19 protein-coding genes are annotated in these 20,032 nt (G+C 66.5%); 11 read left to right on the top strand and 8 right to left on the bottom strand.

Annotated elements, in window-relative coordinates; genetic code table 11:
• The first annotated feature begins 57 nt into the window (after positions 1-57).
• The 3 genes from nadA to FBX97_RS07595 are packed head-to-tail and all read left to right on the top strand — an operon-like array spanning position 58 to position 2,706.
• Entirely contained in the window at positions 58-1,194 is a 1,137-nt protein-coding gene (gene nadA / locus FBX97_RS07605) for a quinolinate synthase NadA (protein WP_141830014.1), read from the top strand.
• A complete protein-coding gene (gene nadC / locus FBX97_RS07600) occupies positions 1,191-2,066 on the top strand; it encodes a carboxylating nicotinate-nucleotide diphosphorylase (RefSeq protein WP_141830012.1) in 876 nt (291 codons plus the stop codon). The genes nadA and nadC overlap by 4 nt, the downstream gene beginning before the upstream one ends.
• A 7-nt stretch (positions 2,067-2,073) precedes the next feature.
• A complete protein-coding gene (locus FBX97_RS07595; protein ID WP_255517338.1) occupies positions 2,074-2,706 on the top strand; it encodes an NUDIX hydrolase in 633 nt (210 codons plus the stop codon).
• 9 nt (positions 2,707-2,715) lie between these two features.
• On the opposite strand, the gene FBX97_RS07590 is transcribed toward FBX97_RS07595, so the two are convergent.
• From FBX97_RS07590 to FBX97_RS07570, 5 genes are all read right to left on the bottom strand, one after another.
• A complete protein-coding gene (locus FBX97_RS07590) occupies positions 2,716-3,756 on the bottom strand; it encodes an alpha/beta fold hydrolase (RefSeq protein WP_141830008.1) in 1,041 nt (346 codons plus the stop codon).
• A 21-nt stretch (positions 3,757-3,777) separates the two neighbouring features.
• Positions 3,778-4,674 carry an NAD-dependent protein deacetylase gene (locus FBX97_RS07585; RefSeq protein WP_141830006.1) on the bottom strand — a complete coding sequence of 299 codons (897 nt, stop codon included), beginning with the start codon at positions 4,672-4,674 and terminating at the stop codon, positions 3,778-3,780.
• A 64-nt stretch (positions 4,675-4,738) separates the two neighbouring features.
• Positions 4,739-5,653 (bottom strand): DMT family transporter, encoded by a 915-nt coding sequence (locus tag FBX97_RS07580; RefSeq protein ID WP_141830005.1) that lies wholly within the window; start codon positions 5,651-5,653, stop codon positions 4,739-4,741.
• Positions 5,653-7,281 carry an L-aspartate oxidase gene (gene nadB / locus FBX97_RS07575; RefSeq protein ID WP_141830003.1) on the bottom strand — a complete coding sequence of 543 codons (1,629 nt, stop codon included), beginning with the start codon at positions 7,279-7,281 and terminating at the stop codon, positions 5,653-5,655. Before nadB ends, FBX97_RS07580 begins: the two co-directional genes overlap by 1 nt.
• A 96-nt stretch (positions 7,282-7,377) precedes the next feature.
• Positions 7,378-8,658, bottom strand: coding sequence for a TIGR03088 family PEP-CTERM/XrtA system glycosyltransferase (locus tag FBX97_RS07570; RefSeq protein ID WP_141830000.1), 1,281 nt, complete (start codon positions 8,656-8,658; stop codon positions 7,378-7,380).
• A 383-nt stretch (positions 8,659-9,041) separates the two neighbouring features.
• Here FBX97_RS07570 and FBX97_RS07565 point away from each other — a divergent pair, with 383 nt between their 5' ends.
• From FBX97_RS07565 to FBX97_RS07550, 4 genes are all read left to right on the top strand, one after another.
• Entirely contained in the window at positions 9,042-9,539 is a 498-nt protein-coding gene (locus FBX97_RS07565) for a pyridoxamine 5'-phosphate oxidase family protein (protein WP_141829998.1), read from the top strand.
• A gap of 102 nt (positions 9,540-9,641) precedes the next feature.
• Positions 9,642-10,256 carry a nicotinamide riboside transporter PnuC gene (gene pnuC, locus FBX97_RS07560; protein ID WP_141829996.1) on the top strand — a complete coding sequence of 205 codons (615 nt, stop codon included), beginning with the start codon at positions 9,642-9,644 and terminating at the stop codon, positions 10,254-10,256.
• Complete coding sequence (locus FBX97_RS07555; protein ID WP_141829995.1) at positions 10,253-11,575, top strand: amidohydrolase family protein; 1,323 nt, start codon at positions 10,253-10,255, stop codon at positions 11,573-11,575. The genes pnuC and FBX97_RS07555 overlap by 4 nt, the downstream gene beginning before the upstream one ends.
• A gap of 108 nt (positions 11,576-11,683) precedes the next feature.
• Positions 11,684-12,019, top strand: a complete 336-nt coding sequence (locus FBX97_RS07550; protein WP_141829993.1) for a four-helix bundle copper-binding protein — start codon at positions 11,684-11,686, stop codon at positions 12,017-12,019.
• Between the two features lie 10 nt (positions 12,020-12,029).
• Here the strand turns inward: FBX97_RS07550 and FBX97_RS07545 are convergent, their stop codons facing one another.
• Positions 12,030-12,428, bottom strand: a complete 399-nt coding sequence (locus tag FBX97_RS07545; RefSeq protein WP_141829991.1) for a hypothetical protein — start codon at positions 12,426-12,428, stop codon at positions 12,030-12,032.
• A 22-nt stretch (positions 12,429-12,450) separates the two neighbouring features.
• Complete coding sequence (locus tag FBX97_RS07540) at positions 12,451-12,729, bottom strand: hypothetical protein (protein ID WP_141829990.1); 279 nt, start codon at positions 12,727-12,729, stop codon at positions 12,451-12,453.
• Positions 12,730-13,055: 326 nt separating this feature from the next.
• On the opposite strand from FBX97_RS07540, the gene FBX97_RS07535 reads away from it, so the two are divergent.
• Positions 13,056-15,284, top strand: a complete 2,229-nt coding sequence (locus FBX97_RS07535; RefSeq protein ID WP_255517337.1) for a TonB-dependent receptor — start codon at positions 13,056-13,058, stop codon at positions 15,282-15,284.
• A 329-nt stretch (positions 15,285-15,613) separates the two neighbouring features.
• Complete coding sequence (locus FBX97_RS07530; RefSeq protein ID WP_141829988.1) at positions 15,614-16,777, top strand: site-specific integrase; 1,164 nt, start codon at positions 15,614-15,616, stop codon at positions 16,775-16,777.
• A gap of 122 nt (positions 16,778-16,899) precedes the next feature.
• Here FBX97_RS07530 and FBX97_RS07525 read toward each other — a convergent pair whose 3' ends face one another.
• A complete protein-coding gene (locus FBX97_RS07525; protein WP_141829986.1) occupies positions 16,900-18,267 on the bottom strand; it encodes a hypothetical protein in 1,368 nt (455 codons plus the stop codon).
• Positions 18,268-18,361: 94 nt separating this feature from the next.
• On the opposite strand from FBX97_RS07525, the gene FBX97_RS07520 reads away from it, so the two are divergent.
• Together FBX97_RS07520 and FBX97_RS07515 are read left to right on the top strand one after the other, a co-directional pair.
• The gene (locus tag FBX97_RS07520; RefSeq protein ID WP_141829984.1) at positions 18,362-19,279 is read left to right on the top strand and encodes an ROK family protein; all 918 of its coding nucleotides are present in this window, start codon (positions 18,362-18,364) and stop codon (positions 19,277-19,279) included.
• The gene (locus FBX97_RS07515) at positions 19,272-20,003 is read left to right on the top strand and encodes a copper homeostasis protein CutC (RefSeq protein WP_141829982.1); all 732 of its coding nucleotides are present in this window, start codon (positions 19,272-19,274) and stop codon (positions 20,001-20,003) included. Before FBX97_RS07520 ends, FBX97_RS07515 begins: the two co-directional genes overlap by 8 nt.
• Positions 20,004-20,032: the final 29 nt, after the last annotated feature.

The following is a 20,032-nucleotide window of genomic DNA, read 5'->3' as shown; positions in this document are numbered from 1 at the left end:
GCATGCCGGTAGGGTGTGCCGCCCCTTGTCACGCTTGTTGCCACCGATGAGATTGCCATGAACACCATTGCCCCCATCAAGACCTTCGAATACGACCGCCCGGTCGGCGGCGTCTGCTCGACCGCCGAGGCCTGGGCGCGCACGCCGTCGCCGCTCGAAATCGCTGAAAAGAACGCCCTCAAGGAGCGCATCCGCACGCTGCTGAAGGAACGCGAGGCCGTGCTGGTTGCCCACTACTACGTGGACGCCGACCTGCAGGATCTCGCAGAGGAAACCGGCGGCTGCGTCTCGGATTCTCTGGAAATGGCGCGTTTCGGACGCGACCATCCGGCCAAGACCCTGGTCGTGGCCGGCGTGCGCTTCATGGGCGAGACGGCGAAGATCCTGAGCCCGGAAAAGACCATCCTGATGCCGGACCTGGATGCCACCTGTTCGCTCGACCTGGGCTGCCCGGCCGAGGAATTCGCGGCCTTCTGCGACCAGCATCCGGACCGCACGGTGGTGGTCTATGCCAACACCAGCGCCGCCGTGAAGGCGCGCGCCGACTGGATGGTGACCTCGTCGATCGGCCTCGACATCGTCGAAGCGCTGCACAAGGAAGGCAAGAAGATCCTGTGGGCACCAGACCGCCACCTCGGTTCCTACATCCAGAAGAAGACCGGCGCCGACATGCTGCTGTGGCAGGGTTCCTGCCTGGTGCACGACGAGTTCAAGGGCATCGAACTCGACCTGCTGCGCGCCGAATACCCGGATGCGAAGGTGCTGGTGCACCCGGAGTCGCCGAGCAACGTGGTCGAGCAGGCCGACGTGGTCGGATCGACCACCCAGCTGATCAATGCTGCCCAGACCATGGACGCGACCCATTTCATCGTCGCCACCGACAACGGCATCCTGCACAAGATGCGCATGGCGGCGCCGGGCAAGACCCTGATCGAAGCGCCGACCGCCGGCAACAGCGCTACCTGCAAGAGCTGCGCGCACTGCCCATGGATGGCGATGAACGGCCTGCAGAACCTGGCCGAGGTGCTCGAGAAAGGCAATAACGAAATCTTCGTCGACCCTGAAACCGGCCGCCAGGCCAAGCGTGCGATCGACCGCATGCTCGATTTCGCGGCCGCGAAAAAGGCAAAGGCGCTGCCGACCGGCGCGCTCGAACAAGAAACCAACCTGTTCAATGGAATCGGCCCGGCATGACCAATCTTCGCAATCCCTTTGCCGACGAAGGCAAGTTCGACGAAAAACTCCAGGCCGCGTTTGAACAGAACCTGCTGGCCGCGCTGCTGGAAGACGTCGGCAGCGGCGACCTGACCGGCAAGCTGGTGCCCGAGCAGCCGCGTGCCAGGGCGCGCGTGATCGTGCGCGAGCAGGCCGTGCTGTGCGGCGCGCCATGGTTCGAAGGCGTCATGCTGGCGATCGACCAGGATATCGAGATCGACTGGCAATATGCCGAAGGCGAGGTCATGGCCGCCGACTCGCTGGTCTGCACCATCGAAGGCTCGCCACGCTCGCTGCTGACGGCCGAACGCTCGGCGCTGAACTTCCTGCAGTTGCTGTCGGGCGTGGCCTCCGCCACCCGCACCTACGTGGACGTGGTCGCCGGCACCCGCGCGCAGATCCTCGACACCCGCAAGACCATGCCCGGCCTGCGCCAGGCGCAAAAGTATGCGGTACGCGTGGGCGGCGGCGCCAACCAGCGCATGGCGCTGTATGACGGCATCCTGATCAAGGAAAACCATATCGCGGCCGCGGGCGGCATCACGGCGGCGCTGCAGGCGGCGACTGCGCTGAATGCCGGCGTCACCATCCAGGTCGAGGTCGAGTCGATCGCCGAGCTGGAAGAAGCGCTGGCGGCCGGCGCCGTCTCGGTCCTGCTGGATAATTTTGACCTCGAGATGATGCGCGATGCGGTGCGCATCAATGGCGGCCGCGCTTTGCTGGAAGCGTCCGGCGGCATCAACATGCAGACCGTGCGCGCGATTGCCGAGACCGGGGTCGACCGCATCTCGATCGGCAGCCTGACCAAGGATGTGCGGGCGACCGATTATTCGCTGCGCATCGTGGCTTGAGCATCATTTGAGCACCGGGGCCTGGCACCCTCATCCGGATGAGAACGGCAAGCCGGTTCTCATCCGCCAGCCCAGCCTGCCGACGCCATCGGCGACCTGGGCCGATACGGCGTGCATCGCGACCGTGATTCCGGGCGGCGACATGCCGGCCGTGCTGAACGGCATCGCGGTGTCTGCACAGCCCTTGACCTTGCCGGCCGCCGCCGAGGCGATTGCCGAGCCGCCATTCGTGCTGCCGCCGGGGATGCGGGCCGCCGCCGGGGCGGTCGTGGTCGAGGATGACGGCCGGGTCTGGCTGGTATCGCCAAGCAATGGCTTCGGCGGCTACAGCGCGACCTTTCCCAAAGGCCGGCTCGACGCCGGCGGCACGCTGCAGCACACGGCCGTGCGCGAGGTGTTCGAAGAATCGGGCCTCGTGGTGCGCCTGGAGGCTTATCTGCTCGACGTCAGCCGCACCCAGACGTATTCGCGCTATTACCTGGCACGCCGCGTGGGCGGCAGCCCGGCGCAAATGGGCTGGGAGAGCCAGGCGGTACACCTGGTGCCGGCGGCGCGGCTGCAGGAACTTGCCGTGCATCCGAACGATGCCGCCATCATCCGCGCCGTGAGCGCGCTGGTTTTGCGTGACGCATCACGCTGATCAGGCAGGCTAGATGCCGACTTCGCCGGCAGCCCTGGTCAGCGCTTCCGCTTGCGGATCGCGCCGGAACCGGGTTTCGCCGGCCTGACCCGCAATCGATTCGACCGCCGCCAGCACCTTGTCCGGATGGGCGTAGTGCGTCATGTGGCCGACGCCGGGCTGCAAGTGCAGCTCGCCGTGGGGCAGGCGTTCGCCGAGCCGCTCCGCGTTGTGGCCGAAGTCGACTACCTTGTCCTCGGTACCGGCGATCACGGCCACCGGCATGTTGAGCTCCGCATAGCGCCCGGCCAGCGCCTTGGCGCCCGGGATCATGAGCGCTGCATCGGCGGCGCTGGCGCGCAACTGCTGCGGTCTCAGCAGCATCCACGCCGGCGTGCGGTGGAAGCGCGCATCGACCGGCTGCGGCGAAAACACGGCCTTGGTGAGCGGCCGCCACAGCATGCGCGTGGCCAGCGGCGACACCGTGTAGCGCATCAGGTCGCCCAGCAGCGGGACCGCCGGCCACGACACCAGCGGCACATCGGCCCGCCAGCTCGGGTAGTAATAGCCGGACAGCAGCACCAGGCCGCGCACGAAGCCGGGCACCTCGAGCGCCATCGACAGCGCGACCAGCGTACCGAAGGAATGGCCGAGCACGATGGCGGAATCGACACCGATGTCCTGCAGCGCATGGTGCAGCAGGCGCGCCTGGGCTTGCGGGGTCCATACGCGGGTGCGCGGACGCTCGCTGTAGCCGAAGCCGGGGCGGTCGAAGGCGATCACGCGGTAATGCTCGGCAGCCTTGTCCAGCGGGCCGCTGTTTTCAAAATCGCTGGCCAGCACGCCGTTGCCATGCAGAAGCACCAGCGTCGGTCCGCTGCCGCGCTCGATGTAGTGCAGGCGCACACCGTCGACGTCGATGAATCGGCCGCGTGGTGGATGCTCGGCTTCGGCACGCCGGGTTTGGGCGCGCACGTAAAAGAACGATGCCACAAGGCCGACGCCTGCAAGCAGTAGACCAGTGTGCCCCTCCGTGGCCTTGCGGACGGTGGTGCGCAAATCGCTGTTCATGGATGCATCCTCACTGTGTGCTTACAAGTGGCCGCCGTCGAGCGGCAGCGGGGGCAAATCGCTTGGACGCCGGCCGGCACCCAGCAGTTGCAGTGCCAGCGGCAATACACGTTCGCTCGAGTCTTCGATCTTGATATCGAGCAGGTCATCGGCCCGGGTGCGGCCGAGATTGATGGCGGCGATCGGCTTGCCGCTGGCCTGGGACATGCGGCAGAAGCGAAAGCCCGAATACACCATCAGCGAGGACCCGACCACCAGCAAGGCGTCCGCGCGCTCCATCTGCGCCAGGGCGATGGTAGTGCGTGCCGGCGGGACGTTGTCGCCGAAAAAGACGACGTTCGGCATCAGGGTGCCGCCGCAGCAGGTGCACCAGGGCAGGCGGAAATCGGCCAGCTCGGTCGGCTCCACCGAGGCGTCGCCGTCCGGCAGCGGGGTCGCGTTGGCGCCGAGCATCTGCGGATTGGCATCTTCCAGTTGCTTCTGGATAAAGGCGCGCGGAAACAGCGCCGCACACGCCAGGCACACCACCGTGTGAATATTGCCGTGCAGCTCGAGCACGGCGTGGCTGCCGGCCTGGCCGTGCAAGCCGTCGACGTTCTGGGTCAGCACCGAGCCAATGCGGCCGATGGCTTCCAGGCCGGCGATCGCGATGTGGCCGGCATTCGGCTGGGCGCGCGACAGCACCGGCCAGCCGATCATGCTGCGCGCCCAGTAGCGGCGCTGCACGAATTCGGACTTGCGGAAATCAGGGCCGTGGATCGGTGGCTTGCCGCGCCGGGTGCCGTCGCGGTCGCGGTAGTCGGGGATGCCGGAGGCCGTCGAGAGTCCGGCCCCGGTCAGGACCAGGGCGTGCGGATGGCGGTCGAGGAATTCGGCGATCCTGGCCGCGTGGTCGTGGGTGGTGAATGCTTCGGCCATCGTAAGTTCTCCTTCGCATGTGATCGTATCATTTGGGCGCCGCCGATGACGCCCGAGTGACGGATCAGCGACGCGTGGAGATGGCAATCCCGCCGACGATCAGCGCAAAGGCCAGGGCGTGGTAGGCATGTGGCGATTCACCGAGGAAAGCCGACGACAGCAAGGCGGCGAACAGCGGCGTCAGGTTGACGAAGAACGCGCCGACGCTGGGTCCGGCGCGGCCCACGCCCACGCCCCACAGCGCATAGGCCAGCACCGCCGGCCCCAGCGCCACGAACAGCAGGGCCGCCAGTACCGGTGCGCTCCACACGATCGCATGCGCACCGAGCGACCACTCGACGCCGCTGAACAGGCCCGACCACAGCAAACCGTAAGCCACCTGGGTCAGCAGGAAGGCGGCCCAGTCGTTGCGCAGGGCAGGCACGTCCTTCGGCTGCAGCAGCATCCAGCTGTAGAACGACCAGGCGATGGTCGCCAGGATCATGTACAGGTCGCCCGCGACCAGGCGCAGGCCCAGCAGCTGGTGGACGTCGCCGCGGCACAGTACGACCAGTACGCCCAGGATCGACAGCACCGCACCCGCCACCTGCCAGCGGCGCACGGCGACGCCGAAGAACAGGCGCCCGACCAGCATCATCCACACCGGCATCCCGGAGGCGACCAGGGTGACGTTGATCGGCGTCGAACTCTGCAACGCCAGGTATTGCAGCGAGTTGTACATGCCGATGCCCAGCAGCCCCAGCACCGCATAGCGGCGCCAGTGCAGCAGCACGCCGCTGCCGGCACGGAAGGCAGCGCGTCCGAGCGGCACCAGCACGGCCATGGCAATCGCCCAGCGCAGCAGGTTGAGGGTCATCGGCGGCACCGCCTCGCGCACCAGGCGGCCGACGATGGCGTTGCCGGCCCACATCAGCGGTGGGACGCTCAGCAGCAGGATCGTCGACGGGCTCAGCTTCTGGGTGTTGTGCGGCGCCGTCATCAGTGCCTGCGCGGGGTCAGGACGCTCGGCAGGGCCTTGGGCAGCGTGTCCGGATAGTCGCGCGAATAGTGCAGGCCGCGGCTTTCGTGGCGCGACAGCGCGCTGCGCACGATCAGGCCGGCGACTTCGACCAGGTTGCGCAGTTCGAGCAGGTCGTTGGTGACGCGGAAGTTGCGGTAGTACTCGTCGATCTCTTCCTTCAGCAGCTTGATGCGGTGCTGGGCGCGTTCCAGGCGCTTGGTGGTACGTACGATGCCGACGTAATTCCACATGAAGCGGCGCAGCTCGTCCCAGTTGTGGGCGATGACGACTTCTTCGTCGGCATTGGTGACGCGGCTTTCGTCCCACGGCGGCAGCACGGGCGACTCCAGCGGCGGGGTAGCGGCGATCTGGTGCGCGCAGGCGCGGCCGACGACCAGGCATTCCAGCAGCGAGTTGCTGGCCAGGCGGTTGGCGCCGTGCAGGCCCGTATAGGCGGTCTCGCCGACCGCGTACAGGCCCGGGATGTCGGTGCGGCCGGCCATGTCGGTCACCACGCCGCCGCAGGTAAAGTGCACTGCCGGCACCACCGGGATCGGCTCCCTGGTGATGTCGATGCCCAGCTCCAGGCAGCGCGCATAAATGGTCGGGAAGTGTTCCTGGATGAATTCCGGCGGCTGGTGGGTGATGTCGAGGTGCACGTAGTCGAGGCCGCGCTTCTTCATCTCGAAGTCGATGGCGCGCGCCACCACGTCGCGCGGGGCCAGTTCGCCGCGCTCGTCATGGGCCGGCATGAAGCGGGTACCGCCCGCTGCGCCCGCTTCGGGCGGCAGTTTCAGCAGGCCGCCTTCGCCGCGCACCGCTTCGCTGATCAGGAAGGATTTCGCGTACGGATGGTACAGGCAGGTCGGGTGGAACTGGATGAATTCCATGTTCGACACGCGGCAACCGGCGCGCCAGGCCATCGCGATGCCGTCGCCGGTGGCGGTGTCCGGGTTGGTCGTATACAGATAGACCTTGCCGGCGCCGCCGGTGGCCAGCACGGTGTGCTCGGCTTCGAAGGTCAGCACCTTGCCGTTGGCCTCGTCCTGTACATACAGTCCATGGCAGCGCGGCTGGCCGACCAGCGCCGGCGCACCGCTGTGTACGCCGGTCGGGGTCAATTTATCCGAGGTGATGACGTCGATCGCGCAGTGATGCTCGAACAAGGTGATGTTCGGATGCGCGCGCACCTTCTGTTCCAGCGTCACCTGCACGGCGTGGCCGGTGGCGTCAGCGGCGTGGATGATGCGGCGCTGGCTGTGGCCGCCTTCGCGGGTCAGGTGGAAGCCGAGCTCGGCCGTCTCATCGCGGGTGAAGGGCACCCCCTGCTCGATCAGCCATTCGATCGCTTCGCGGCCGTGCTCGACGATGTAACGGGTGGCCGTCTCGTCGCACAGGCCGGCGCCGGCGACCAGGGTGTCGGCGATATGCTGGTCGTGGCTGTCGCCGGAATCGAGCACGGCGGCGATGCCGCCCTGGGCCCAGTTGCTGGCGCCGTCCAGCAGTGCGCGCTTGGAGATGATCGCGACCTTGCGCGTTTGGGCCAGGTGCAGGGCCACCGACAGGCCGGCCAGGCCGCTGCCGACGATTGCTACATCAAATTTCATGTCTCTGGTGTAGGCCCGCACGGGTGTCGGCGTGGCCGGTACGTTAATTGTAAAGAGGCATCACTATAGACGATTCGGTCAAGGTTGGACACCGCCTCAGGACTCGCGTCCGCCATCGGGGGCGTCGAAGCCGGGCGCCGCCGGCCGGGTGCCGGCATCGAGGCGGTGGGTCAGCGTATCGATCAGGGTATCGTACACCGCCAGGTAGTCGCGTGCCATGGCCGGCATGCTGTGGCGCGCGATGACCTGGCTGCGCGCGCGCGCGCCGTGGCGCACGGCCATCTCCGGGATGCGGCAATAGTCGGCGATCGCCGAGGCCAGCAGTTCGGGCGCCATCGGCGGCACCAGGATGCCGGTAAAGCCCGGATGCACCAGCTCGGTATTGCCGCCGACCGCGGTGGCCACCACCGGCAGGCCGCTCGCCATCGCTTCCAGGATCGCGTTCGAGCGGTCTTCGGCCAGCGAGGGCAGCACGAACAGGTCCATCGCCCGCATCAGCTGGGCCAGGTCGGCGCGGGTGCCGGGCAGCCACGCGCGCTGGGCGGCACCGGCCCGGTTGAGCAGGGCCTGGCACTCCGCGCGCGCCGGACCGTCGCCGACGATCAGCAGGCGCAGCCGCGCATGGGCCGGGTGCGGCGAAGCGATCAGGCGCAGGAAGGCTTCGACCAGTGTCGCATGGTTGGCGGTATCGTCCATGCGGCCGACGCTGCCGATGACGAAGGCATTGTCGTGCATGAAGCCGGGCGGACCCACCGCCGCGGCCGGGCCCAGACGCGGGTGGAACTGGACGCTGTCGACCCCGTTCGCGATCTGCGACACGCGGGCCGGTTCGGCGCCGACCGACTCCACCAGCCATTGCTCGAGGTCGCTGCTGACGGCGATGAAATGGTCGATGAAGGGACACAGCAGCCGTCGCAGCAGCAATCCCGGCAGCCGCTTGCCGGTGCGCCCCTGCTTGACGCCGCCGGCGGCGTCGCCGCGCTGGCGGCCGTGCTCGGCATGCACCCGCAGCGGCACCCCGGCCAGTGTGGCGATAATCTGCGCCTTGAGGCCGGAACGGTTGCGGGTGTGGATCAGGTCGGGCTGCAGGCGGCGCAGCACGCGGAACATGCGCAGGTAGTGCAGCGGATCGCGGCCCTCGGCCTTGTTCAGGTTGACGACGTCGACGCCGTGCTCGCGGATGCCGGCCTGGTAGTCGCCGCGGTCATGCAGGCAGACGATGGCGTGGCGGTAGCGCTCGGGCGGCAGGTGCCGGATCAGGTTGAGCAGGCCGTTCTCGAGATCGGCACTGTCCAGGGCTTCCACGAGGTGCACGACGAGCCGTGCAGGTCCGCCCGGTGCGGACATGGGAATCCCGGCAGGATGGTTGGCGCCCATGTTTCATCCGTCAGCCTGCGGTACAGGACGTGCGGCAGGTATGCAGGGGCCGGCGCAGGGGATGGGGCGCGCTTGCCGTGGCGGTGCTTGCATGGCGGTCGGGGCGGATCATGTGGGGGCTGCTCCATGCTCGTTGGCGGCGGCGATGCGCACGGCAATCTGGCGCATGGCTCCATTATATGGCGCTGCCGGCGGGCATTTTTCCCGCTCTCCGGGACCGTTGACTCGTCTCAAAAATTGCTTCGATAGGCCGATCGCACGGCTGTTTGCAGGCTGCGGATCAGGCCATAACGTGCCATTCGCGCCATGGTTCGCCGCCGCACGGACGCAGCATCTCATTGTGCGCACAATGACAGCTCGACCATATATGACAAGGACACACCATGAGCACCCATGACAGCGACAAAGTCGCCGCCCTGACCGCCAAGATCGCGGACGTCCGCTTCCCGATGTTCACCTGGCAGGACCAGCACGGCCACCTGCTCAGCCAGCCCATGACCAAGGAAGAGGTCGACAAGGATGGCGGCATCTGGTTCTTCACCTCGACCCTGACCGGCCTGTGGAACTGCATCGCCCACCGTCCGCTGGTCAACCTCGCTTTCGCCAAGCCGGACGACAGCCTGTACGTCTCGATCAGCGGTACCGCCGAACGCGTGGTGGATCGCGAACTCATCCGCAGTAAGTGGAACGCCGGTGCCCAGGCCTGGTTCCCGGCCGGCCCGGACGACGAGCATGCCGTGCTGGTCCGCGTCGATCCGCACTCGGCCGAGTATTGGGACAACCACGACAGCAAGATGGTGCAGCTGTTCGCGATGGCCAAGGCCGCGATCACCGGCCAGAAGCCGGACCTGGACAGCGAACACGACACGATCAAGCTGTAGTCGCCTTATTAATTACTTACTTGCAAGGAACAGCGCGGCTGGCGTACAGTACATGCTTCTTGAATAAGGAGCATCGATGAAGCTGAGCAGGGGCAGGGCAGGATGATCGGACCGCTCGAGATCGCGGCCAATATATTTACCGCCCTTGCCATCGTGCTGGCCGGGCGTAACAGCGTCCATACCTGGTGGACCGGCATCATCGGCTGCGCGCTGTTCGGCGCACTGTTCTCCGAAAACCGCCTGTACGCCGACGTGGCGCTGCAGGTGTTCTTCGTCGCCACCAGCTTCTACGGCTGGTGGACCTGGCTGCGCGGCGCCCATGGCAAGCCGCTCCCGATCACCCATGCCAGCCGCGCCGGCCTCATCGGCACCGCCGTGCTCGGCATCGCCGGCACCGCTGCCTACGGCGCACTGCTGCACTTCCATACCGACGCCTTCGCGCCGTTCCCCGATTCCACCGTGCTGGTGTTCTCGATCATCGCCCAGGTGCTGATGATGGGGCGCCGCGTCGAGAACTGGGGCTTCTGGCTGCTCGTGAATACCATCGCCGTGCCGCTGTATGCCAGCCGCGGCCTGTACCTGACCGCGGTCCTGTACGCCGGCTTCTGGCTGAACGCCGTGGTCTCCTGGCGCAACTGGCGGCGGCTGGCGCTGCAGGCCGCCACCGATAGCCAGGTTTCCCCGTCCCTCGACACCATCGAAAGTTCGCGTCCATGAAAGTCAACATCCTCGCGGCCATGCTGGCCGCCCTCGGCGCTGTCGCGTCCATGCCCGCCGGCGCCCAGAGCCAGGCCAACGCCGCAGCCGCGGCGGAACACGTGGTCGCCGTGCGCGCCGGCAAACTGGTCGACGTCGTCGCCGGCAAGGTGCTGGCCGACCAGGTCATCCTGATCAGCGGCCAACGCATCACCGCCGTCGGCCCGGCCGCCAACGTGCTGGTCCCGGCCGGCGCCGAGCGCATCGACCTGTCGCACGCGACCGTGCTGCCCGGCCTGATCGACGCCCACGTCCACCTGACCGGCGACCCCAAGCTGCACGGCTACCAGTCGCTGGGCGTGTCCGACATCCGTGCCGCGATGTACGGCGTGCACGCGGCGAAGCTGACGCTCGACGCCGGCTTCACGACGGTGCGCAACGTCGGCGCCGGCGGCTTCGGCGACATCGCGCTGCGCGACGCCATCAACGACGGCGAGATCACCGGTCCGCGCATGCGCGTGGCCGGCTACGCCATCGGCATCCGCGGCGGCCATTGCGACAACAACCTGCTGCCGGCCGACTACCACTACACCGAAAACGGCGTTGCCGACGGACCGTGGCAGGCGCGCGCCAAGGTGCGCGAGATGGCCAAGTACGGTGCCGACACGATCAAGATCTGCGCCTCGGGCGGCGTGCTCTCGAAAGGCGACGAAGCCGGCGCCCAGCAGCTGACGCTGGAAGAAATGCGCGCAATCGTCGAGGAAGCCCATAAACTGGGCCGCAAGGTGGCGGCCCACGCGCACGGCGCCAGCAGCATTCGCGATGCGATCCTGGCCGGCGTCGACTCGGTCGAGCACGGCAGCCTGATCGACGACGAAGGCATTCGCCTGGCGCGCGAGAAGGGCACGTACGTGGTCATGGACATCTACAACGACGACTACATCCTGCAGGAAGGCGCCAAGGCCGGCATGCTGCCGGAATCGCTGGAAAAGGAAAAGATGGTCGGCCGCGTCCAGCGCGAGAACTTCCAGAAAGCCTTCCGCGCCGGCGTGAAAATGGCGTTCGGCACCGATGCCGGCGTCTACCCGCACGGGGACAATGCGCGCCAGTTTTACTACATGGTCAAGTACGGCATGACGCCGATGCAGGCGATCCAGGCCGCCACCATCAACGGTGCCGACCTGCTGGGGTGGAAAGACCGTATCGGTTCGGTCAGCCCGGGCAAGTATGCGGATCTGATCGCGGTCGGCGGGGATCCCTTGCAGGACCCGGCCGAGCTGACGCGCGTGACCTTCGTGATGAAGGGCGGGGCGGTGGTCAAGCCAGCGCCGCAGAAATAAGCGCAGATGGGGCCGTTCCGACGACCCCATGTTGCTCCGGCCTAACGTCGCATTTGGACAAATGCATGCATGCTAAGCTGTGGTTTTCAAGCCGATGTGGAGATCACGATGCTGCAAGACCCCTTGAAAGCCTGTATCGACGCCTGTTACGCCTGTGCAACCGCCTGCGATTATTGCGCCGCCTCCTGCCTGCAGGAAGAGGACATAAAAATGATGGCGGGCTGCATCGCCCACGACATGGATTGCGCCCAGATCTGCCGCGCGGCCGCCGGCTTCATGGCGCGCGGCAGCGACTTTGCGCAGCAGCTGTGCCGCCTGTGCGCCGAAGTCTGCACCGCCTGTGCCGAGGAATGCGGCAAGCACCAGATGGACCATTGCCAGGCTTGCGCCCGCGCATGCCGCGACTGCGCCGACGCCTGCCTGCGCATGGCGCAAGCCGCCTGACCGGGCCGGCTCAGTTCTTGCGCGGTGGCGGCAGGTCGCTTTCGTCCTGGTTGCCGCCGGTTTCCGGCGTACCCAGGCCGGTTTCGCCGCGTCCGGCCTGGCCGCTGCGCGTGTCCTGGTAGCCGCGCGCGATCGCGGTGGCATCGCTGCCGGCGCCTTCCGGCGCCGCGGTTGCGCTGGCCTGCTCGCGCTGCGCGGCCTCGGACGATACCGGGGCGGGCGGCGCCGTTTCCAGGTCCCGCGGCTTGGTCAGGGCGTCGCCGCCGCTGCCGCCGGTTTCCTGCATCGTCTCATGGGTGAGGGTAGCGCCTTCCTCGCCGCTGGTCGGATTGCCGACGCCGATCGTGACCGACTGGCCGTCGCTTGAGGTGTGGCTGGCGCCCGGGGTCGTATTGTTCGTGCTGCTCATGATGCGTCCTCTATATAGATAGTCAAACCGGAATGTCGGAAGTGCCGCCGCCGGCGCTGCCGAATTCGACCAGCTGTTCCATGGTCAGGCGGCGCGCGTTGAGCGCGGCCAGGATCGCTTTCAGCTGGTCCGCATCCGGCTCGATATAGACCATGCGCTGCTCGACCTCGTTGTCCCAGTAACGGGTGTATGGCACGTCGGTTTCGCCCATGACCTTGGCGTCGAAGGTGCCGTCCTGCAGTTCGCCGAACAGGGTGACCCTGGTCGTGTCCGGCGTGGTGTTCTTGACCGTGATGCTCATCGATGCTCCTTTCGGATGACGTTGTCGTTTCGCTCATTGTCCCGTACGTCAGCGATGGGTGCAAACACGGTTGAAATGCCGGTCGGCGAAGAAGGGCGGAGCGCCCTGATTCCGCAGCCTGTTCAAATTCGCAAAAAAGCCTCGCCGTGCGAACTTTTCCTTGGACTACTCATGCCAAAATATTAAACTTGCGTCTTTACAAGCAGGCCGGTCTTTTACGATGCCGGCCTCACGACGCAAGGAAAAGAATGAAGCCAATCCAGATGACCCTGCCGCGCGCAGGCCGCCGTAGTCTCGTATGTCTTGCCATCATTGGCGCTTTCCCCATGCAAACCGCGTGGGCACAAGAAAGCGTCGCGCCGGAAAGCGCGCCTGCCGCGCAGGCAAATGCCGGGCAGGGTACGCAGCGCCTCGATGTGGTGATCGTCACTGCCCAGCGCCGGGCGGAAAACATCCGCGAGGTGCCAATGTCGATCACTGCCATCAGCGGCGACCGGCTCGACACCTTGACCGCCGGCGCCCAGGACATCCGCTTCCTTTCCGGGCGTGCGCCCAGCCTCAGTATCGAGTCCGACTATGGGCGCTCGTTCCCGCGTTTCTACATCCGCGGCCAGGGCAACACCGACTTCGACCTGAATGCGTCGCAACCGGTTGGTCTGGTGGTCGACGATATCGTGCAGGAAAGCCCGATGCTGAAGGGCTTCCCGGTCTTCGACACGGAACGAGTCGAGGTGCTGCGTGGTCCGCAGGGCACGCTGTTCGGCCGCAATTCGCCCGCCGGCGTCATCAAGTTCGATTCGGCGCGCCCGGTGTTCAAGACCGAAGGTTACCTGACCATTGGTGCCGGCAACTACGGCGCCAAGAATGCGGAAGGCGTCTTCAATCTCCCGCTGGGCGAGACCGTTGCCGCGCGGGTATCGCTGCAGTCGCAGAACCGCGACGACCGGGTGCACAATCCGCGTCCGACCGGAACCCGTGACCTGGAAGGCTATCACGACAACGCCGGCCGCCTCCAGCTGCTGTTCCAGCCAAACAAGGCCTTCAGCGCGCTGCTGAACGTGCACGCCCGCGACCTCGACAACAACGCGACGCTGTTCCGTGCCAATATCATCAAGCAAGGCACCAGCGACCTGATCGATGGATTCGATTACGATTCCTACCCGACCGACGGCGTGAACAAGCAGACCCTGCGCACCCATGGCGCCAGCCTGCGCATGCGCTGGAATCTCGACCAGGTCACGCTGCACTCGATTACCGGCTACGAAACGGCGGAATTCTACAGCCGCGCCGACGTCGACGGCGGCTACGGCGCGGTGTACGCCCAGCCGACGGGGCCGGGCTACATTCCCTTCGTCGTCGAGACTGCCGACGTGCTGCCCAACCATAGGCAGTTCACCCAGGAATTCCGTGCCGAGTCGAACATTGCGGGTCCGTTGCAGTGGATTGGCGGCCTGTTCTTCTTCAACGAAGACATCCGCATCGACAGCATCAGCTTCGACTCGCTCGCACCGGGCAATCCGCAGAATCCGTTCTACGCCACGCAAGACCAGTCGACCAAGTCGTGGGCCGCGTTCGGATCGCTGAACTACACCGTCAGCGACAGGCTGAAGGTGCGCGGCGGCCTGCGCTACACCCGCGACTCGAAGGATTTTTCGGCCACGCGCGTCGAAGCCACCACGGCCGGTCCGTTCGTCATCAATAACGACTCCAGCAACATCAGCTGGGACCTGAGCGGCACCTATGCGCTCGACAAGGACACCAACCTGTTCGGCCGCATCGCCACCGGCTACCGCGCACCGTCGATGCAGGGCCGCCTGAACGGCCTGGCGGACCGGCCGTCGTTCGCGGGCGCCGAGAAAGCCCTGTCGTTCGAGGCCGGCATCAAGGAAGAGCTGTTCGATCGCCGCGCACGCCTTTCGGCCAGCGTGTTCCGATACCGTGTCAAGGACAAGCAGCTAACCGCGGGCAGCGGCGTGATCAACATGAACCAGCTCATCAATGCCGACAAGGTGACCGGGCAGGGCGTCGAGCTCGACCTGCAGGCAGTGTTGAGCGATGCCCTGCGCATGACGGTCGGCGCGAGCTACAACGACACCGAGATCAAGGATGCCTCGCTGTTCGTCCAGCAATGCGGCAACTTTGCGAATACCGGCGGACGCGCAGGATGCACGGTGACCAACGCGGCCGGACCGTTCCCCGGCACGGTGCGCATCGATGGCAATCCGCTGCCGCGCGCGCCGAAATGGCAAGCGAACTTTTCCCTGTTCTACAGCACGCCGATCGGAAACGGCGTGTTCTCGGCTTCGACCGATTGGGCTTACCGCAGTACCTACAATATGTTCCTGTACGAGGCCAAGGAATACAAGGCGCGCTCGCTGGTGGAGGGCGGGGCGCGCATCGGCTATAAATGGAGCGACGGGAAGTACGAAGTGGCTGCCTTCGCACGCAACATCACCGACCGCGTGCAGGTCGTGGGCGCGATCGACTTCGACAACCTGACCGGCATCTTGAACGAACCGCGTACGCTCGGCGTGCAGTTCAAGGCGAACTTCTGACAGCCTGGGATCCTTCACGTGACCGCGCAGAGCAGGGGCTGCGCGAGCGGGATCGACCGTGGGCCTGCCGCAGTGTGATTATCTGCGGACACCTGTTCATAGCCCGGAATCCATCAAACGCGAAGCTGGATTCACGGGCCATGAACAGGTGGCTTCGAGGCATGAACGTTTTCTGCCACCAGGGCGGAAGCAGAATTGGTCTTTTTCCTGAAATCTTAAACTCGACATTACCAAATATATTGTCGAGTTCGAGATCGGAACAGCGCAAATGCTATACTGTACATAGATACAGCCCTACCAGCCCGTCAAACCGTATTCCCAAGCATCGTATGCCAGACTTTACCCCAATCGACCTGGGCCCATCCCAACCGGAAGAGATCGCCACCGGAGAGAGTGGGCGCATGCACGTCAAGATGTACCGCCTGGCCGACGATGCCATCACCGAAGCCACTACCGACATCGAACTGGCGCGGGAGTTCATCGCCCACGGCGAACTGAGCGCGAAGTCGATCCAGAACACGCAGAAGGAATTGTTCCGCTTCCTGACCTGGTGCCGCGAAGAAGCCAGGAAAACCCTGGTCCAGCTGAATGTCGCCGACCTGAACAGCTACAAGGAATTCCTCAAGAATCCGCCACCTGGCTGGGTGTCGACCACCAAATGGCCGCGCAGCCATCCGCAGTACCGGCCATTCACCGGACCGCTGTCGGATCCGAGCCGACGCCAGGCCATGATCGCGGTGAAGGGCCTGATGGGCTTTGCCGAACAGACCGGCTATTTGCGCCGCAATCCGGGTGCACTGGTGCGCAACGTGCGGGCGCCGTCGGCCAGCCGGATCACGCGCTACCTGACCCAGGGCGCGATCGCACTGGCCCTGCAGACCGTTTCCAGCCGTCCGGCCGATACCCCGGCGGCGTTCCGGCGCCGCGCGCGCGACCGGTTCCTGCTGGTCGCCTTTGCCCACACCGGCGCCCGCCTGAACGAGATCGTCAGCGCCTCGATGGGCTCGATCTACACCGAAGGCAACGGCCGCTGGTGGCTGGACGTCACCGGCAAGGGAAATAAACCGCGCCGCCTGCCGGTGCCGCCCGACATGCTGGAAGCCTTCCGCGACTACCGCCAGGCCTTCGAACTGCTGCCGCAAAGCAGCCGCACGGACCGCACGCCGCTGGTCCTGTCGAGCCGCTCGCGCGAACTGGCGCGCATCACGGACGAGGCGGCGTCGGAAGCGATCAAGGCGATGTTCGCCGACGCCGCACGTGCCGCCGATGCCCAGGGCGACGGCGACACCGCGGCGACGCTGCGCCAGGCCTCGGCACACTGGCTGCGCCACAGCATGCTGACCAACCATGCGAACAATGGGGTGCAGCTGAAGACGCTGCAGGATACGGCCGGGCACGCCAATATCGCGACGACGGCGGCGTATCTGCACAAGACCGATAACGAGCGCTATGACGAGATCATCGGGTCGGTCAACGGAAAAGGGATCATGTAGGACTGCTCCGAGGGCGTTTCGGCGCCTTTCCATAACGCGTATTTGACATAATATAGATTATGCGAAGTTGCAGATACGCTGTGCAAGCGCCGGCAAGCCCATCGCCGGCCTGCGCTTTCGGATCAATATTTCCCGATCGGTATCCACTTGCTGCCATCCGAAATCAGCGTCACCGCACCGCCCGGCGCAACCTGCACCGAACCCGATGCGTCTTCGACGTTGCCGGCGAAGTCGACCGGCACCGTGCTGCCTTTCGGGTTTTTCACGTACAGCACGCGATTTGCATTCGCGCCCGGTGCCGGCAGATGGATCGTGGTCGCCGTCGAGACGACCAGCGCCGAAGCCACCACCGCCTGGCCGTCGATGGTCTGGCCGTTGCCGAATGTCGCATAGCGCGTCCGGATGCTTTGCCACACGCCGGCACCGTCGAGAATGGTCAGCGACTTGCCGGCCGTGTTCTGTACCACGAGCGCGTTGGCCGCATTCTTGGCCAGGTATGCAATGGCGGTCGCGCCGTCCGACTGCATCCCGACTGGTCCGCCCTGGGCATAAAAGCCGATCTGCGCGGCGGTCTGCGACACGAAACCGTAGTTCGTGCCGTTGTATGCATAAAAGCCCTGCACCCAGCGTCCGCGCGACTGGAAGGCATTCAGGCCACGTTTCGAACCCAGGTTCACGGCGTCGTACAGGTAGCCGAGATCGTCCGCCTTGTCGTTGACCAGACCCAGTTCGAAGCCGACGGCGTCGGTGGCCATGGCATTGGCGCGCAATTCGACGTTGGCATTCAGCGCCCACACCTTCGTACTCGGGTTGACGTAGGCCGGCGTGCCGCGCGCCGGCGTCGCGGTGGCGCGCGTGCCGTCGACCACATACCAGGCCGATACGTTGATGGTCGACCCGCTCGCGCTGTAGATCACGCCCGTTTTCTTGGGCCTCTCCCCGGTATCGATCATCATGCCGCGCTTGATCTTTCCGGCGGCGATGGCCGCAGCAAAGTCGGGCGACGTGACCGAGGTCGCGGTGTAGGTCGTCTTCGACGTCGCCACCGCCGCCGGCTGTGCCAGCTGCTGCACGAACAGTGCGACGTGATCGCGCTCGGGGTGAACCGAGACGTCCGAGTCGGCCGCCAGGCCGAGCACCTCGGTGCGCGCCTCCCTCGCCTCGTCGCCGTCGCTGAAGCTGGCCACCGTGGCCTGATCCCGGGTCCCGAAGGTCGATTTCCATGCCTTGATCCCGCGCTTCGGCGTTTTGTACATCCATTGGCTGCGCAGCAGGCTCCGTGCCGCCGTCGCCTGCTCGAGCGCGGCGGCCTCGGCGGCGGAATCGTCGCTCAGGGGACCGTCTTTCGCGCCGAATTCGGCAGTACTGAGCACCGCGGGCGCCTTGCCGGCCGCCTGCGGCAGCTTGTCGACGTGGCCGGCCTGGCCGGCGGCAACGGCCGTCACGCCGGAAAACGCGAGCGCCGAGAGAATGTGTTTCGATTTCATCATGTTCATGTCTGGAGCGAAAAATGGATTATACGAAGGGCGGAATGAATTATGATCTTTGTGGCAATCCGCAACTTTTGCCCTTATGATCCCGAACATGATTACTTCCTTCGACATCGGCGGCACCGCCATCAAATCCGCCGTCGCCACCGCCGACGGCCAGATCGGCGCCGCCCATCGCGTGCCGACGCCCACCCACGACTTCGCGGCTTTCGCGGCAGCCATGCAGGCGCTGATCGATGCCGGCGGCCCGACCGAGGGCGTCGCCATCTCGATCGCCGGCGTCATCGATCCGGACAGCGGCCGCATCAAGTGCGCCAACATCCCGGGCATCGATGGCCGCACGCTTGCCGCAGACCTGTCCGCGGCATTCGGGCTGCCGGTCTGGATCCTCAACGACGCCGACAGCTTCGCGCTGGCCGAAGCCCGGGCCGGTGCCGGGCGCGGCCACCGCAACGTTTTCGGCCTGATCCTGGGGACCGGCGTCGGCGGCGGCCTGGTCATCGATGGCCACCTGGTCGGTGGCCCCGGCGGCCTCGCCGGCGAATGGGGCCACGGCCCGGTGGCCGCACAGTTCGCCGGCACGCCGCCGCAGGCGATCCCGCGCTTCCCCTGCGGCTGCGGCCAGACCGGTTGCCTCGACACGGTCGGCGGCGCGCGCGGCCTCGAGCGGCTGCACGGGGCGCTGGGCCAGCCGGGGCTGGACAGCCGCGCCATCATCGACGCCTGGCAGGCCGGCGACGCCGCTGCCGAACGCACGGTCGCCGTCTTCATCGACCTGCTGGCCGGCCCGCTGGCGATGCTCGTCAATACGGTGGGCGCATCGATCCTGCCGGTCGGCGGCGGCCTGTCCAACAGCGCGCCGCTGATCGCGCGCCTGGACGCGGCGGTGCGCGCCGCCATCCTGCGCAAGACCGACACGCCGATCATCGTGCCGGGCCAGTCGGGCGCAGAAGCGGGATTGATCGGCGCCGCCTGGCTCGGACTGGAAAAGCTGGGCAACCAGCGTGGCTGACGGGATCACCCTCGAAGTCTGCGTCGACCACCCCGACGGCCTGGCCGCCGCGCTCGAAGGCGGCGCCGGCCGCATCGAACTCTGCAGCGCCCTCGAGATCGGCGGCCTGACCCCGAGCGCCGGCCTGCTGCGCGCGGCCTCCGGCAGCCCGGTGCCGGTCGTGGCCATGGTCCGCCCGCGCGGCGGCGACTTCCGTTTCAACGAAGCGGACATTCAGCTGATGCTGCACGAGATCGACGCCGTCGCCGCTGCCGGCCTGCAAGGCGTCGTGCTCGGCGCGTCGCTGGACGACGGCCAGCTGGATGCAGGCACACTGGAACGCCTGGTCCGGCACGCCGCAGACCGCAAGCTGCGCTGCACGCTGCACCGCGCGATCGACCTGTGCCCGGACCTGGCACAAGCCACCCTCCTCGCCATCGGCCTCGGTTTCGAACGCATCCTCACCTCCGGCGGCGCCAGGAAAGCGCCGGATGGCCTGGACGGCCTGCAGCGCTGCTTCGACGCCGCCGCCGGGCGCATCACCGTCATGCCCGGTGCCGGTATCGACGCCGGCAACGCCGGCATGCTGCGCGCGCGCCTGCCGCTGACCGACGTCCACGCGTCCTGCTCGGTGCCGCTGGCGCCTGCATCGCCGCAGGTCGCCGCGTTCGGCTTCGACGCCGGCGGCCGGCGCCAGACCAGCGCCGCCAAGGTGGCCGCATTGAAGGCCGCCCTGCGGGCCTGATCCGCCGCGCCAGCCGCCATTGTTCTTGA

This window comes from Herbaspirillum sp. SJZ107 (assembly GCF_006715485.1).
Lineage (GTDB): Bacteria > Pseudomonadota > Gammaproteobacteria > Burkholderiales > Burkholderiaceae_D > Telluria.
This window is presented reverse-complemented; position numbering and strand designations above follow the sequence as displayed.

Coding starts and splice junctions, on each gene's coding strand:
- FBX97_RS07535 (WP_255517337.1), top strand. CDS start 13,056: ATGCAAACCGCGTGGGCACAAGAAAGCGTCGCGCCGGAAAGCGCGCCT.
- FBX97_RS07565 (WP_141829998.1), top strand. CDS start 9,042: ATGAGCACCCATGACAGCGACAAAGTCGCCGCCCTGACCGCCAAGATC.
- nadC (WP_141830012.1), top strand. CDS start 1,191: ATGACCAATCTTCGCAATCCCTTTGCCGACGAAGGCAAGTTCGACGAA.
- nadA (WP_141830014.1), top strand. CDS start 58: ATGAACACCATTGCCCCCATCAAGACCTTCGAATACGACCGCCCGGTC.
- FBX97_RS07590 (WP_141830008.1), bottom strand. CDS start 3,756: ATGAACAGCGATTTGCGCACCACCGTCCGCAAGGCCACGGAGGGGCAC.
- FBX97_RS07555 (WP_141829995.1), top strand. CDS start 10,253: ATGAAAGTCAACATCCTCGCGGCCATGCTGGCCGCCCTCGGCGCTGTC.
- FBX97_RS07520 (WP_141829984.1), top strand. CDS start 18,362: ATGATTACTTCCTTCGACATCGGCGGCACCGCCATCAAATCCGCCGTC.
- FBX97_RS07550 (WP_141829993.1), top strand. CDS start 11,684: ATGCTGCAAGACCCCTTGAAAGCCTGTATCGACGCCTGTTACGCCTGT.
- FBX97_RS07540 (WP_141829990.1), bottom strand. CDS start 12,729: ATGAGCATCACGGTCAAGAACACCACGCCGGACACGACCAGGGTCACC.
- FBX97_RS07545 (WP_141829991.1), bottom strand. CDS start 12,428: ATGAGCAGCACGAACAATACGACCCCGGGCGCCAGCCACACCTCAAGC.
- pnuC (WP_141829996.1), top strand. CDS start 9,642: ATGATCGGACCGCTCGAGATCGCGGCCAATATATTTACCGCCCTTGCC.
- FBX97_RS07570 (WP_141830000.1), bottom strand. CDS start 8,658: ATGGGCGCCAACCATCCTGCCGGGATTCCCATGTCCGCACCGGGCGGA.
- FBX97_RS07525 (WP_141829986.1), bottom strand. CDS start 18,267: ATGATGAAATCGAAACACATTCTCTCGGCGCTCGCGTTTTCCGGCGTG.
- nadB (WP_141830003.1), bottom strand. CDS start 7,281: ATGAAATTTGATGTAGCAATCGTCGGCAGCGGCCTGGCCGGCCTGTCG.
- FBX97_RS07530 (WP_141829988.1), top strand. CDS start 15,614: ATGCCAGACTTTACCCCAATCGACCTGGGCCCATCCCAACCGGAAGAG.
- FBX97_RS07585 (WP_141830006.1), bottom strand. CDS start 4,674: ATGGCCGAAGCATTCACCACCCACGACCACGCGGCCAGGATCGCCGAA.
- FBX97_RS07580 (WP_141830005.1), bottom strand. CDS start 5,653: ATGACGGCGCCGCACAACACCCAGAAGCTGAGCCCGTCGACGATCCTG.